Source organism: Vogesella alkaliphila (assembly GCF_014652475.1).
Classification (GTDB): domain Bacteria; phylum Pseudomonadota; class Gammaproteobacteria; order Burkholderiales; family Chromobacteriaceae; genus Vogesella; species Vogesella alkaliphila.
Genome location: NZ_BMYW01000001.1, coordinates 250,190 through 263,885 on the forward strand (window position 1 = coordinate 250,190; position 13,696 = coordinate 263,885).

A 13,696-nucleotide genomic window follows, 5' to 3' on the forward strand; every position below is an offset into this window, starting at 1 on the left:
GGGCGGCGGTATGCGTGGGGCTACGGCTGGCGGCCGCTTCAGTTGTGCCGGTCGCGGTCGCGTTGCTGTTGCCTTTCAAGTAGCAGCTCTTCGGGTGTTGGTTTGCCACGGGAAGGTTGCCGTTGCTGCGGTCCGCCTTCCGGATGCGGCCGTCGCGGTTCGGTGCGGAGGTAGTCCGCGCCATCCTGCGGCTGCCGCTGCATGTCGGGTCGTTGCTGCTGCGGCATGATCCGCGGCTGGTCCGGCCGTTGCATGTCCTGCTGTGGCAGCCGGCCCGGTGGCTGCCGCACGTCGGGGCGCGGTGCTTGTTCGATCCGCGACTGGCCCGGAGCAGACTGCCGTGGCATGTCCTGCTGTGGCGGTCGGCCCGGTGGCTGCCTCATTTCCGGGCGCCGTTGCTGCTCGATCCGGGGCTGGTTCGGGCTGCTGCGTTGCTGGAAATGCTGCTGCGTTACCGGCTCGCGTGGCTGGTAGCGGTAGTACTGCTCGCGGATGCTCTGCCGTTGTTCGGTGGCGTGGGGATAGTTGCGCTCCGGAAACTGCCGCTGGTAGTCGGGCAGGGGCGCGGGGGGCGGGGTCGCACGCCGGTCCCAGCGGTCCCAGTCACGATGGTATCGGCTCCAGTCGCGCCCCCAGTGCTCGTCCCAGCGCGGTGCGCGGTCGGCACGCCAGTAGCGGAAGTGCATCGGCGGGCGGCGGTAGTAGCGGACCGGCACCCGCAGCACGAACAGCGGCATGTAGACTGGCTCCACCTCCCACCACGGCCCGTTGTACCAGTCGCTGGCATACCAGCGGTCGTCGGAGTAGACCCAGTACAGCCCGTCGTAGAAAAAGAAGTTCAGGTTGAGGCGGGGCGCGTAGTAGACCGGGTAGCCCGGCACCCGCACCATCGCCGGGTACGCCGGCAGGTTGATGCCCAGGCTGATGCCGGGCAGTTCGATGCCGATGCCGATGCTGAGCTGGGCCTGGCTAGGGGCTGCCGGGAACAGCAGCAGGGATAAGGCAAGCAGAAGATGGCGCATGTGGGTTCTCCCGAAGGAAATAAACCGCAGTGACGATACTGGCCATGGGGCAGGGGTGACGAGGGCGGAGGCTGCCGTCATCCATGTGCGGATGGCAGACGCAATCGCACCAGCTGTTGGTGGGCTCCTTGAGGGAGACGGCCAGCAGCCTCAGTGCTCCGTGAGACGGGCGAGCCGGTTGGCTCTGGCACCTGGACTGTGCGTCATGGTTGTATTTTAGGCGGTCAAGACAGCATTGCGAATGTAATGCTGCAGCGAGATGTGCCGCGCTGTCAGCGGTGCGTTGTCCGTAATGCGGGGAGGTCAGCGAATGCAAAAAGGCCACCCGCTGCCGGGTGGCCAAGCCTGCAACTGCCGTGGAGAAGCAAACTACTTGATATTGCCTAGCTGCTTGTTCAGTGACAGCGCGTCGTAGAAGTCGCCCTGATACACGATCTTGCTGTTCTTGATCCGGATCAGGCTCAGCCCTTCGAAGCTGATCGGTTTGCCGGTCGGCTTGCCCTCGTTGATGGTGGCGTCGATATTCGGCCCGGTATTGGTGCCGGTGAAACGCCAGCGGAACACCACCTCGTTCTTGGTCACCACCGGCTTGTCCAGCATCTGCCATTTCAGGTCCGGGAAGCTGTTCATGAAAAAGCGGATCACGTTGTCGCGCGCCACCATCACGCCATACTGCGACTCGCCCACCGTCACGTCGTAGTACTCCACCTCCGGGTCCATCGCCATCGCCGCCTGGTTGGCGTCGTGGGCGTTCCAGCCCGCCATGTATTGCTGCACCACCTGCAACGGCGTGGCCGCCCAGCTGGCCGCGGACAACATCAGACCGCCCACTACCGTAACCAGGGCAACGCGCCGGGTGATTCCTTGGTACATGTGTCTCTCCCTCTGTGAACGAGGTTGGCCGCGGCCCCGCGGCCAACCGGATGGCACCGGCAGACCGGCTGCCGCTTACTGCTTGATCATCACGTGCCGCACACAGCTGTAATCTTCCAGCGCGTACATCGACATGTCCTTGCCGTAGCCGGAGCGCTTCATGCCGCCGTGCGGCATTTCGTTCACCAGCATGAAGTGGGTATTCACCCAGGTGCAGCCGTACTGCAGCTCGGCCGATACCTGCATCGCGCGGCCAACGTTCTGCGTCCATACCGAGCTGGCCAGGCCGTAGTCGGAATCGTTGGCCCAGCCGATCACCTGTGCGGTGTCGTCGAACGGGGTGATGGACACCACCGGGCCGAACACCTCGCGGCGCACGATCTCGTCGTCCTGGCGTGCGCCGGCAATCACCGTCGGCTGGTAGAAGAAGCCGGGGCCGCTGCCCATGGCGCCGCCGGTTACCACTTCGATGTGCGGCTGCTGCTCGGCGCGCTCCACGAAGCTGGCCACGCGGCTGCGCTGGCGTTCGGAAATCAGCGGGCCCATCTCCACGCCGTCCAGATGCTGGTGGCCGACCTTGATGGTGGACACCGTGGCGGCCAGATCGGCGACGAAGCGTTCGTACACGCCTTTCTGCACATACAGGCGGCAGGCGGCGGTGCAGTCCTGGCCGGCGTTGTAGTAGCCGAAGGTGCGGATGCCTTCCACCGCGGCGGCGATGTCGGCGTCGTCGAACACGATCACCGGCGCCTTGCCGCCCAGCTCCAGGTGGGTGCGCTTGAGCGAGCGCGACGCGGTTTCCAGCACGCGCTGGCCAGTGGAGACGTCACCGGTGATGGAGATCATGCGCACTTCCGGCTGCGAGATCAGTGGGCTGCCCACGGTTTCGCCACGGCCCAGCACCAGGTTGAACACCCCCGGCGGCAGGATGCCGGCCACCAGCTCGGCCAGCTTCAGCGTGGACAGCGGCGTCTGCTCCGATGGCTTCAGCACCACGGTATTGCCTGCGGCCAACGCCGGCGCCATCTTCCACGCCGCCATCATCAGCGGGTAGTTCCACGGTGCAATGGAGGCCACCACGCCCAGCGGGTCGCGGCGGATCAGGCTGGTATGGCCGGGCAGGTATTCGCCGGCCAGCGCGCCGGTCTGGGCGCGCACCGCGCCGGCAAAGAAGCGGAACACATCCACCACCGCCGGAATCTCGTCGCCCAGCGCCAGGTGGTAGGGCTTGCCGCAGTTCAGCGACTCCAGCCGCGCGAACTCCGGGCCGCGCGCCTCGATCGCCTCGGCCAGCGCCAGCAGCTTCTCGCTGCGTTCACGCGGGGTGGTGCGTGCCCAGCTGCCGAACGCGCTCTGGGCGGCGGCCACTGCCGCCTGCACCTGCTCGGCGCTGGCTTCGGCGATTTCCACGATCAGCTCGCCTGTTGCCGGGTTGACGATGCGCTCGCGCTCGCCCTGGCCTTCCACAAACTCGCCACCAATCAGCAAACGGGTATTCAGCGTCTTTTCCATAGGAACCTCGGTCATTTACCGCTGCCGGCGATGTCTTCCGTGCCGCGGGTCAGGTAGTACGCGCCCAGGATAGGCAGCGCGGTAATCAGCATCACGGTCATGGCCACCACGTTGGTGATCGGCACATCGCGTGGGCGGGTAAGCTGGTTCAGCATCCAGATCGGCAGCGTGACTTCGTTGCCGGCAGTGAAGGTGGTAACGATGATCTCGTCGAAGCTCAGCGCGAAGGCCAGCATGCCGCCGGCCAAGAGCGCGGTGGCGATCTGCGGCAGCACCACGTAGCGGAAGGTCTGGAACATGTCGGCGCCCAGGTCCTGCGAGGCTTCCACCAGGCTGTAGCTCATGCGGCGGAAGCGGGCGATCACGTTGTTGTAGATCACCACCACGCAGAAGGTGGCGTGGCCGATGGCGATGGTCCAGAAGCCGGACGGGATGTCCGCCAGCCGGAACGCCGACAGCAGCGCGATGCCGGTAATGATGCCGGGCAGGGCAATCGGCAGGATCAGCATCATGGTGATGGCGTTCTTGCCGAAGAAGTCGCGGCGGTACATGGCGGCCGCCGCCAGCGTGCCCAGCAGCACCGCCAGCACGGTGGCCAATGCGGCCAACTGCAGCGACAGGCCGATGGCCTGCAGCACATCGTTGCGGGCAAAGGCGGCGCCGAACCAGCTCAGGGTGAAGCCCTTGGGCGGAAAGCTGTAGCCCGCGCTTTCGGCGTTGAAGGCGTAGATGATGATGACGGCGATCGGCAGGAACAGGAAGCCGATGCCACCGTAGGCCAGCAGGCGCAGCCACAGGGGTGCGCGGTCTTGATCAGAGTGCATCGAACGCTCCCAGTTTGCGTGCGCCGGTCAGGTATAGCGCGATGATCACCACCGGCACCACGGTGAAGGCGGCGGCCAGCGGCATGTTGCCGATGGAGCCCTGCATGGTGTAGACCATGGAGCCGATGAACAGGCCGGACGGGCCGATGATCTGCGGGATGATGTAATCGCCCAGCGTCAGCGAGAAGGTGAAGATGGAACCGGCCACCACCCCGGGAAACGCCAGCGGCAGGATCACGTGGCGGAAGGTCTGCGCACCGCTGGCGCCCAGGTCGCTGCTGGCCTGCATCAGCCCCAGCGGCACCCGCTCCAGCGCGGCCTGGATCGGCAGGATCATGAACGGCAGCCAGATATAGGTGAACACGGCAAAGCGGCCCAGGTGCGAGGTGGTCAGCGAATTGCCGCCCAGCAGCGGGATGGTCATCAGCCAGTCCACCACGCCGCCCAGCCCCAGGTGCTGGTAGGCCCAGTACACGATGCCATCCTTGGCCAGCAGCACCGTCCAGGCGTACACCTTCACGATGTAGCTGGCCCACATCGGCAGCATCACCGCCACGTAGAAGAAGCCCTTTTTCCAGCCACGGGCGTAACGCACCATGTAGTAGGCCAGCGGAAAGGCCAGCACCGCCGAGGCCAGCGTTACCGCGCTGGCCATGCTCAGCGTGCGCAGCACCACGTCGAAATTGGCCGGCTGCAGCAGCTGCTGGTAGTTGGCCAGCGTCAGCTCGCGGCTGACCTCCATGGTGAAATCGTCGAAGGTGAAGAAGCTCTGCACCAGCAGCGTGGCCAGCGAGCCGATATACACCACCAGGAACCACAGCAGCGGCAGGCCCAGCAGCAAACCCAGCTGCAGGCCGGGATGGCGGTACAGCGTCACGCCCAACCGTTGCCACAGGCCAAGGGCCGGGGCGGCAGGCGGGATGGGGAGGGCGATACTCATCATGGCATCCCCCTCAGCCAGCCAGCGGCAGCATGGCATGGCTCGGCCAGGCCAGGGTTAGGGCGGCGCCGATCTCGGCTGGTGCCGTCGCATTGCCGTTTTCATTGGGCAGCACCATGCTCACCACTTTGTGGCCGGACACTTCCACCTCGTAGCGGCTGACCGCACCCAGATACTGGATGTCCAGCAGCTTGCCCGGTACCCGCACCACATCATCATCGGCCAGCTGGCCGGCCGGGCGGATGCGCTCCGGGCGCACCGCGAACGACTGCGCATGCCCGACCAGCGTGCTGGCCAGCTCGCCGTCGAACACGTTGGCCGCACCGACAAAATCGGCGACAAAGGCGGTAGCCGGCTGGTTGTACAGCACTTGCGGCGCCGCCACCTGCTCGATACGGCCTTTGTTGAATACCGCCACGCGGTCGGACATCGACATCGCCTCGCCCTGATCGTGGGTCACGAACACGAAGGTGATGCCGAGCTGGCGCTGCAGGGTTTTCAGCTCGGTCTGCATCTGCTCGCGCAGCTTGAGATCCAGCGCGCCCAGCGGCTCGTCCAGCAGCAGCACGCGCGGCTGCAGGATCAGCGCCCGTGCCAGGGCCACGCGCTGCCGCTGGCCACCGGACAAGGCCGATGGGCGGCGGCTGCCGTACTGGCCGAGCTTCACCATCTCCAGCATTTCTTCGGCACGGCGGTGACGTTCGCTCTTGGTCACGCCCTTGAGCATCAGGCCGTAGGCGACGTTGTCCAGCACGTTCATGTGCGGAAACAGCGCGTAGTCCTGGAACACGGTATTCACCGCGCGCAGATTGGGCGGCAGCCCGGCGGCCTCCTGGCCGAAGATGCGGAGGGAGCCGCTGCTGGGCTGCTCGAAACCGGCGATCAGGCGCAGACTGGTGGTCTTGCCGGAGCCGGACGGGCCCAGCATGGAGAAGAATTCGCCCTCGGCAATGTCGAGGCTGATGTCGTCAACCGCACGCACGCTGTCGTAGTGGCGGCTAACCTGTTGAAACTGAACGGCAATAGACATGGTGTACTCCAATGCGCGGCAACAGCACGCAAGGCGGGCGGCCCGGCGGGCACGCCGTACTGCGGGTGGGCTGCCGCCACGTCCCGCCTCCGGTGGGACATGACGGTGCCCGGTTGAGACGCGGGTTGGCCTGGGTTGGCGCTGGCGCCAACCCAGGCCAACCTTCAGCTGGCGCGCTTAGCGACCACCCATGATGGCGATGTAGTCGCTGGTCCAGCGGCTATACGGTACGCAGTTGCCCTGGCTGGCACACTTGGCCACCGGCGTTTTCCAGAAGCGGATCTGCGCGAAGCGGTCAAAACCGTTGCTCTTGCAGAAATCGCTGCCGCCCGGTGCCTTGGTCTTGCAGGCCTCGGCCACCACCGGGTTGGAGCCGAACCACTCGGCGAGGCCGGATTGCAGGTTCTTGTTCAGCGACCATTCCATCCACTTGTAGGCACATACCGGATGCTGCGCCTTGGCATGCAGCATGGTGGTATCGGCCCAGCCGGTGGCGCCTTCCTTCGGAATCACGCCCTCCACCGGGAATTTCTCGGCCTGCAGGGTGTTGATGGTGTAGCCCCAGGCACTGGAAGCGGCGACGCCTTCCTTCTTGAAGTCGTTCATCTGTACGGTGACGTCATGCCAGTAGCGGTGGGTCAGCTGCTTCTGCTGGCGCAGCAGTTTCAGCACCTCGGCGTACTGCGCTTCGTTCAGCTCGTACGGGTCCTTGATGCCCAGCTTGGGGTTCTTGCTCATCAGGTACAGCGCGGCATCGGCGATGTAGATGGCACCATCGTAGGCCTGTACCTTGCCCTTGTTGGGTTGCCCGTTGGCCAGCTTGCCCGGTTCGAATACCGCGGCCCAGCTGGTCGGTGCGCTCGGATACAGCTTGGTGTTGTACATCAGGAAGTTGGCACCCCACTGGTACGGTGTGCCGTACACCTTGCCGGCCACGGTGTACCAGCTGCCGTTCTTCACCCGCGGGTCCAGCGTGTTCCAGCTGGGGATCAGCGCCGGGTTGATCTCCTGCACCTTCTTGCCGTAGATCAGGCGCAGCGAGGCGTCGCCAGAGGCGGTCACCAGGTCGTAATTGGGGGAGTTCATCAGCGACACCATCTCGTCGGAGGTGGCGGCGGTTTTCACGCTGACCTGGCAGCCGGTGTTCTTTTCGAACTGGGTCACCCAGTCGTAATTCTTGTCGGTCTCGCCGCGCTCGATATAGCCGGGCCACGCGATGATGTTGAGTTTGCCTTCCGGCTTGCCAAGCGCGGTCGGCGGTGCGGCCAACAGCGGGGTGGCGACCATGCTGCTACAGGCGGCGGCGCAAGCCAGGACATGCAGGCGGTGCTTCATCACAGTTCTCCTTTGCAGATCGGCGCATTGATTGCGTCTTCAGTTGTGTGCTGCATTCTAGGAACCGCATTTCGACACTACCAAGGCAACTTGCCCAATACGAGCTATCGGAAAAACCGGATGCTCGTCGAGAGGTGTGGCATTTTCCGGATGTTTTGCGCTGCACAATGGCAAAAATGCCTTTTGCTTGGCAAGACCGCCTGCTGCTCGGGTCTTGTTATTGGTAAATCAGATTGATTGCTATCAGGTATCTGACAAACAGAATGGAAGAGGGATCAAATCAGACGTGGCTACGCGTGTACTCGCGTGCCACGGTGAGGAAGTTCTGTGCCGTTTCCGCCACCTTGGTGCCGCGTCGCCACGCCAGCCCCACCTGCAGCGAGGGCGTGTTGTCCATCAACTGGCGCACCTCCAGCCGGTCGCCATCCAGTGACCACGGCCGGTACAGCAGGTCCGGCATCACCGCGAGGCCGGCACCGGTAGCCACCAGGCTACGCAGCCCTTCCACCGAGCTGGTACGCACCGCCACCGTTGGCCGCAAGCCTTGGCTGCGCCACAACGCGGTCGCCACGTCTTCCAGTTCGTCCAGCTTCAGGGTGACCAGCGGTTGCTGCGACATTTCCGCCACCGCCACCGTGCCCAGCTCCAGCAGCGGGTGGTTCACCGGCAGCCACAGCCGGTAGGCAGACTCCAGCAGCGTCTCCGCTTCCAGCGCCTGGCGGTTTTCCAGGTTGGAGACGATCAGCACGCCGACATCCAGCTCGCCGTTGACCAGCAGGTGCTCGATGTACTCGCGCTGGTCCTCCACCACGCGGATGTTGACCAGCGGGAAGGTATTGCGGAAGCGGTCCAGCAGATAAGGCAGGAAGTAGCCGCACAGCAGGCTGGTGACGCCGATATTGAGCTGACCGGTGACGGTGTCGGGGCGCGCGCGCATCGCCTCGCGCGCATTGCGTACCGACGCCAGGATCTGGTGTGCATGGCGCAGGAACTGGTAACCGGCATGGGTCAGGATCATGCCGCGCGCGTGGCGCTGGAACAGCGTGGCACCCAGATCGGCCTCCAGCGCGCGGATCGCCTCGGTGACCACCGATTGCGACACGTTCAGATCCTGCACTGCGCCGGTAATCGATTCGGCCTCGGCCACCGCCACGAAGTAGCGCACGTTCTTCAGCGTGATTGCCATGTCAGTTGTCTCGCCCTCAAGTGCCGCCGCCTGATTTGCGCACGGATACCGGTCGTTGCCGGCGTCGCGCTGGCAGACGATTGATGAAATGTTTGGTCGTTTGGTCGGGCAATTCTAGCGAAAGAATGCATTGGCATGGCGTGGCAGTGACAATCTATGCCACGATCGCTTTGCCGCAGCTACTTGCCGGGGCAATCAGGCGGACTCGCCCCAGCGTTCCTTGATTTCCAGCACGGCCGGCAGTTGCGCGCAGAACAGCGTCACCAGTGCCGGGTCGAAATGCTTGCCGGCCTGTTCGCGCAGGTAGGCAATGGCCTCGTCCACCGGCCAGGCCGCCTTATACGGCCGCACGCTGGTCAGCGCGTCGAACACGTCGGCGATGGCGACGATGCGGGCGACCAGCGGAATGGCTTCGCCGGCCAGCCCGTGCGGGTAGCCGCTGCCATCCCATTTCTCGTGGTGGCACTCCGCCACCGTGCGCGCCATCTGCAGCAGGCTGGAACTGTCGTCCCCGATGATGCGGGCGCCGATGGTGGCGTGCTGGCGCATCACCGCCCATTCCTCAGCGTCCAGCTTGCCTTTCTTTTGCAGGATGGCGTCCGGCACGCCGATCTTGCCGATGTCGTGCATGGGCGCCGCGTTGAGCAACTCATCGGCCAGCGCCTCGCCCAGGCCCGCAGCCAGCGCCAGCACCCGCGAGTAGTGGCTCATGCGGAGCACGTGCAGGCCGGTCTCATTGTCCTTGTATTCTGCCGCCATGCCCAGGCGCTGGATGATCTGCAGTCGGGTGGCGCGCAGCTCGTCCACCCGCACCAGCGACAGGTGGGTTTTGATCCGGGCGCGCACGATGGCCGGGCTCACCGGTTTGCTGATGTAGTCCACCGCGCCGGCGGCAAAGCCTTCCGCCTCGTCGTTCGCATCGGCCAGCGCGGTGACGAAGATCACCGGAATGGCCGACGTGGCCGGCTGGGCTTTCAGCCGGCGGCAGACATCCAGCCCGGTCAGGCCGGGCATCATCACGTCCAGCAGGATCAGCTGCGGCTGCTCGCCGAGTGCCAGCGTGAGCGCCTTGTCGCCGTCGCGGGCAAACAGCAGGCGATAGTCCTGCTGCAGGATGGCGCGCAGGATCCGCAGATTGGTGGGCTCGTCGTCCACCAGTAGCAGGGTGGGGCGGTTGTCGGCAAGGAACGTGCTGTGGGTCACGGTGCAACTCCGGTGGGGGTGCCAAGCTGGCGCTCGATCAGCGCCAGCTGGTGTAGGGCCTGTTCAAAGTCGAAGCTGTCCAGTGCCTGCTGCAGCGGCGCGAACAGCGCGCCCGGCAGGTGCGGTGCCAGGGCATTGAGGCTGGGTTCGTCGAATTCTCCGTGTCGGCAGGCATCGGCCAGCGCCTGCAGCAGCGGTCGCAGCGCCTGCTCGGGCACCGGTGTCGTGGCGCCGGCGGGTGCGGTGGCCGCCTGCTCGCCGGCTACCGCGGCGCAGGCGGCGGCCAGTGCCGGGTTCAGCGCGGCCAGGTGCGCCGGGGTCAGGCTGCCCTCGCGTTCGATCTCGGCCAGCACGGCGGCCAGCCGCAACAGCCCAAGGTTGGCCGCAGCGCCGCGGGCGCGGTGCGCCAGCGCGGACAGGGCGCTGGCCGGCGCCTGCTGCAGGCTGTTTGCCAGGTCCGCATACTCGGTCACGAAACGCTGCAGGTGCGGGAGCAGCTGTTCGCGGCTGCCCCAGCGCAGGCTGGCGCCGTGCCAGTCGATCTCCGTCAGCGCTGGCGCGGCGGGGGCCGGCGCGGGCTGCACGGCTTGCGTGCCCTGAAGTTGAAGTACGCGGGCGATTTCGGCGTACAGCTGCGGCATGTCCACCGGTTTGCTGGCAAAGCCGTTCATGCCGGCAGCGCCGGCTTCACGGCGGTCTTTTTCCAGCACGCTGGCGGTCAGCGCGATCACCGGGACGGCGGGGCGCTGCAACTGCCGTTCCAGCTGGCGGATGCGGCGCGTGGCCTGCAGGCCGTCCAGTACCGGCATCTGCACGTCCATCAGCACCACGTCGACATGCTGTTGCTGGTACTGCTGGCAGGCCTCCTCGCCGTTGCGGGCGCAGCTGACGCGGTGCCCGTCCCTGCTCAGCGCCAGCTGCAGCAACTCCAGGTTCTGCGGCACATCGTCGGCCACCAGGATGTGCAGGGCCGGCAACTGCAGGGGAATGGCCGGCGCGCTGTGGCTGCTTCCCTGTGCCACCGGCAAGGGCAGCGCCACGCTGAAGCAGCTGCCGGCGCCTTGCTGGCTGCTGGCTTCGATATGCCCGCCCATCAGCTCCACCAGCTGGCGGGCGATGGTGGTGCCAAGCCCGGTGCCGCCAAAGCGGCGAGCCATGCTGGCATCGGCCTGGGTAAACGGCGCGAAGATGTGCGGCAGCCGCTCCGGCGCGATGCCGATGCCGGTGTCGATCACGTCCAGTTGCAGCCGGCCTTGCTGCTGTCGCACCTGCAGCGTGACGCTGCCGTGCTCGGTGAATTTCACCGCATTCCCCAGCAGGTTCGTCAGCACCTGGCGCACGCGCATGGCGTCGCCGTGATAGTGCTCGGCGAGCTTGGCCGGGTAGTCCAGGCGCAAGGCCAATCCTTTTTGATTGGCCTGCAGCTGCAGCGCGGCCAGCACCTGCTGGCAGAGCTCGCGCAGCGAGAAATCATCACAGTCCAGCTCGATGGCGCCGCGTTCCAGCTTGGCGGTGTCGAGGATGTCGTTGAGCAGGCCCAGCAGGGAGCGTGCCGACTGGCGCACCGTCCCCAGGTGACGCCGCTGTTCGTCGTCCAGCCGGCCGGACAGCAACAGCTCGGTAAAGCCGATGATGGCGTTCATCGGGGTACGGATTTCGTGGCTCATATTGGCCAGGAACATGCCCTTGGCGCTGGCGGCCTGCTCGGCCTTGTCGCGCGCCAGCAGCAGATCGTGCTCCATCGCCTTGCGTTCGGACAGGTCGCTGGCCAGCTTGACGATCTTCCACGGTTTGCCGTCGGCATCGAGGATGGGGTTGTAGCTGGCGTGTATCCAGAAACGATGGCCGTCCTTCGCCAGCCGGCAGTATTCGCCCTGCAGGAATTCGCCGTGCCGCAGCGTGGTCCAGAACGCCTGGTAGTCGGCACTGGCGGCCTCGTCCGGCAGGCACAGGCGGCGATGATGCTGGCCGCGCAGCTCGTCCAGCCGGTAGCCGCTCAGGCGCAGGAAGTTGTCGTTGGCATCCAGGATGGTGCCGTCCAGATCGAACTCCACCACCGCCATCGCCTGGCGCATGGCCTGCACGATGCCTTCGAACTCGGCGTTGCGCAGCTTGGAGCGGGTGACGTCGATGATCACGCCGTCTATCCACTGCACCTTGCCTTCCTCGTCGTAGACGCCGCTGGCGCTTTCCGACACCCAGCGCTCGCCGCCGTCGCGGTGCCGCAACCGGTACTCCAGCACGTAGGGGCGACGGGCAGCCAGCGCCTGTTCGACCTCCGTGCGTACCCTGTCCAGGTCGTCGGGGTGGATGATGTCGGCAAAGCTCAGCCGGCCGTCCATGAAGGCGCTCTTGTCCCAGCCGATCAGGGTTTCCACCGCGTCGCTGACAAACAGCTTGCTCCAGTCGTGGTCGATCAGGCTGCGAAAGGCCACGCCGGGGATGTTGCCGATCAGGGTGCGGTACTGGGCCTCGCGGGCGCGCAGTTCGCGCTCCATGGCCTTGTGTTCGCTGATGTCGGTGAGAAAGCCGACAAACACCGGTTGCCCTGGCGTTTCCGCGCGCCCCACCGCCAGCCGCACCGGCAGCAGGCTGCCATCGCGGCGCATGGCGGTCACCTCGCGTCCCTGACCGATGATCTTGGCGGCACCGGTTTTCAGGTAGTTGGCCAGGTAGCCATCGTGGTTGGCACGGTAGGGCTCCGGCATCAGGCGCTTGATGTTGAGGCCGATCAGCTCACTCTCCCGCCAGCCGAACAGCCGCTCTGCCGAATGGTTCAGGCTCTGGATGATGCCCTTGTGATTGATGGTGATGATGCCGTCCACCGCAGTGTCGACGATGGCACGCAGCCGGTTCTCGCTGTCCAGCTTCTGGGTGTACAGATGGCGATAGCGCAAATACGCATTGCCGGCCAGCACGAACACGCTGCTGGAGACCGTGATCAGCCCTACCGCCACCGCCAGCAGCGCGTTGCTGTTCATGCCCGGCTGGTAGTCCGCTTGTGGCGTGCCGATGAAACGCGCCGCCGCCATGCCGGTGTAGTGCATGCCGGCAATGGCCAGGCCCATGACCAGCCCGCCGAGGAGGATGGCCTGGTTCACCTTGAAACGGCCGCTGCGGCGCAGGCCGAACCGTATCCACAGCGACAGGATGGCCAGCGCCACCGCCACCAGCAGCGAGGCGGCAAACCATGGCGGGTCATAGCGCAGCAGCGGCGCCATCTGCATGGCGGCCATGCCGCTGTAGTGCATGGTGCCGATGCCGGCCCCGACCAGGATGCCGCCCATGACCAATTGCCAGCGATTGATCTCGCGGTGGGAAATCAGGTTCAGCGCCACCCACGACGCCAGCATGGCCGGCAGCATGGAGAGCAGGGTGAGCCTGGCGTCATAGCTCACCACCGTGCAGATCTCGAACGCCAGCATGCCGATGAAGTGCATGGCCCAGATGCCGCCGCTCAGGGCCAGCGAGCCCGACAGCAGCGCGGTCTGGCGCATGGCGGCGGAGTGGGCGATGCGGGCCAGCCCCGCTACCTGCAGGGCCATGCTGGAAGAGAACACGGCAATCAGCAGGGACAGTGCCACCAGCCAGGGATCGTAGCTGCCCAGCAGCAAGGGCGTGGCCGCGCCGTCGCGCAACAGGAAAAGTTCGAGCATGTCGTGTACGGATCAGGGCGCCGCCCGGTGAGGGCGGCGGAGTGAGGGCTGCCATGGTCTGGGCATGGCAGCGGGCAGGCAAGTGTAATGAACATCGGTTTGGCAGGGAATCACA

10 protein-coding genes are annotated in these 13,696 nt (G+C 65.6%); all 10 read right to left on the reverse strand.

Annotated features, from left to right (window positions below):
* Window positions 1-38 precede the first annotated feature (38 nt).
* The 10 genes from IE100_RS01210 to IE100_RS01255 all read right to left on the reverse strand — a co-directional run bounded on the left by IE100_RS01210 (window position 39) and on the right by IE100_RS01255 (window position 13,581).
* Complete coding sequence (locus tag IE100_RS01210; protein WP_189372270.1) at window positions 39-1,022, reverse strand: hypothetical protein; 984 nt, start codon at window positions 1,020-1,022, stop codon at window positions 39-41.
* Window positions 1,023-1,391: 369 nt separating this feature from the next.
* Entirely contained in the window at window positions 1,392-1,895 is a 504-nt protein-coding gene (locus IE100_RS01215; RefSeq protein WP_189372272.1) for an ester cyclase, read from the reverse strand.
* Window positions 1,896-1,970: 75 nt separating this feature from the next.
* Complete coding sequence (locus IE100_RS01220) at window positions 1,971-3,422, reverse strand: gamma-aminobutyraldehyde dehydrogenase (protein WP_229800166.1); 1,452 nt, start codon at window positions 3,420-3,422, stop codon at window positions 1,971-1,973.
* Window positions 3,419-4,231, reverse strand: coding sequence for an ABC transporter permease (locus IE100_RS01225; RefSeq protein WP_189372274.1), 813 nt, complete (start codon window positions 4,229-4,231; stop codon window positions 3,419-3,421). The genes IE100_RS01220 and IE100_RS01225 overlap by 4 nt, the downstream gene beginning before the upstream one ends.
* Complete coding sequence (locus IE100_RS01230) at window positions 4,221-5,174, reverse strand: ABC transporter permease (protein ID WP_189372275.1); 954 nt, start codon at window positions 5,172-5,174, stop codon at window positions 4,221-4,223. Before IE100_RS01230 ends, IE100_RS01225 begins: the two co-directional genes overlap by 11 nt.
* Before the next feature lie 10 nt (window positions 5,175-5,184).
* Complete coding sequence (locus tag IE100_RS01235; protein ID WP_189372277.1) at window positions 5,185-6,201, reverse strand: ABC transporter ATP-binding protein; 1,017 nt, start codon at window positions 6,199-6,201, stop codon at window positions 5,185-5,187.
* 177 nt (window positions 6,202-6,378) lie between these two features.
* Window positions 6,379-7,536 carry an ABC transporter substrate-binding protein gene (locus IE100_RS01240; protein ID WP_229800167.1) on the reverse strand — a complete coding sequence of 386 codons (1,158 nt, stop codon included), beginning with the start codon at window positions 7,534-7,536 and terminating at the stop codon, window positions 6,379-6,381.
* Window positions 7,537-7,816: 280 nt separating this feature from the next.
* A complete protein-coding gene (locus tag IE100_RS01245; protein WP_189372279.1) occupies window positions 7,817-8,722 on the reverse strand; it encodes a LysR family transcriptional regulator in 906 nt (301 codons plus the stop codon).
* Between the two features lie 195 nt (window positions 8,723-8,917).
* Window positions 8,918-9,925, reverse strand: a complete 1,008-nt coding sequence (locus IE100_RS01250; RefSeq protein WP_189372281.1) for an HD-GYP domain-containing protein — start codon at window positions 9,923-9,925, stop codon at window positions 8,918-8,920.
* Window positions 9,922-13,581 (reverse strand): PAS domain S-box protein, encoded by a 3,660-nt coding sequence (locus tag IE100_RS01255; protein ID WP_189372283.1) that lies wholly within the window; start codon window positions 13,579-13,581, stop codon window positions 9,922-9,924. Before IE100_RS01255 ends, IE100_RS01250 begins: the two co-directional genes overlap by 4 nt.
* Window positions 13,582-13,696: the final 115 nt, after the last annotated feature.

Bases quoted from the DNA above. Each gene is read 5' to 3' on its own strand.
- IE100_RS01235 (WP_189372277.1), bottom strand. From the start codon at position 6,201: ATGTCTATTGCCGTTCAGTTTCAACAGGTTAGCCGCCACTACGACAGC.
- IE100_RS01230 (WP_189372275.1), bottom strand. From the start codon at position 5,174: ATGATGAGTATCGCCCTCCCCATCCCGCCTGCCGCCCCGGCCCTTGGC.
- IE100_RS01240 (WP_229800167.1), bottom strand. From the start codon at position 7,536: ATGAAGCACCGCCTGCATGTCCTGGCTTGCGCCGCCGCCTGTAGCAGC.
- IE100_RS01215 (WP_189372272.1), bottom strand. From the start codon at position 1,895: ATGTACCAAGGAATCACCCGGCGCGTTGCCCTGGTTACGGTAGTGGGC.
- IE100_RS01255 (WP_189372283.1), bottom strand. From the start codon at position 13,581: ATGCTCGAACTTTTCCTGTTGCGCGACGGCGCGGCCACGCCCTTGCTG.
- IE100_RS01225 (WP_189372274.1), bottom strand. From the start codon at position 4,231: ATGCACTCTGATCAAGACCGCGCACCCCTGTGGCTGCGCCTGCTGGCC.
- IE100_RS01210 (WP_189372270.1), bottom strand. From the start codon at position 1,022: ATGCGCCATCTTCTGCTTGCCTTATCCCTGCTGCTGTTCCCGGCAGCC.
- IE100_RS01245 (WP_189372279.1), bottom strand. From the start codon at position 8,722: ATGGCAATCACGCTGAAGAACGTGCGCTACTTCGTGGCGGTGGCCGAG.
- IE100_RS01220 (WP_229800166.1), bottom strand. From the start codon at position 3,422: ATGACCGAGGTTCCTATGGAAAAGACGCTGAATACCCGTTTGCTGATT.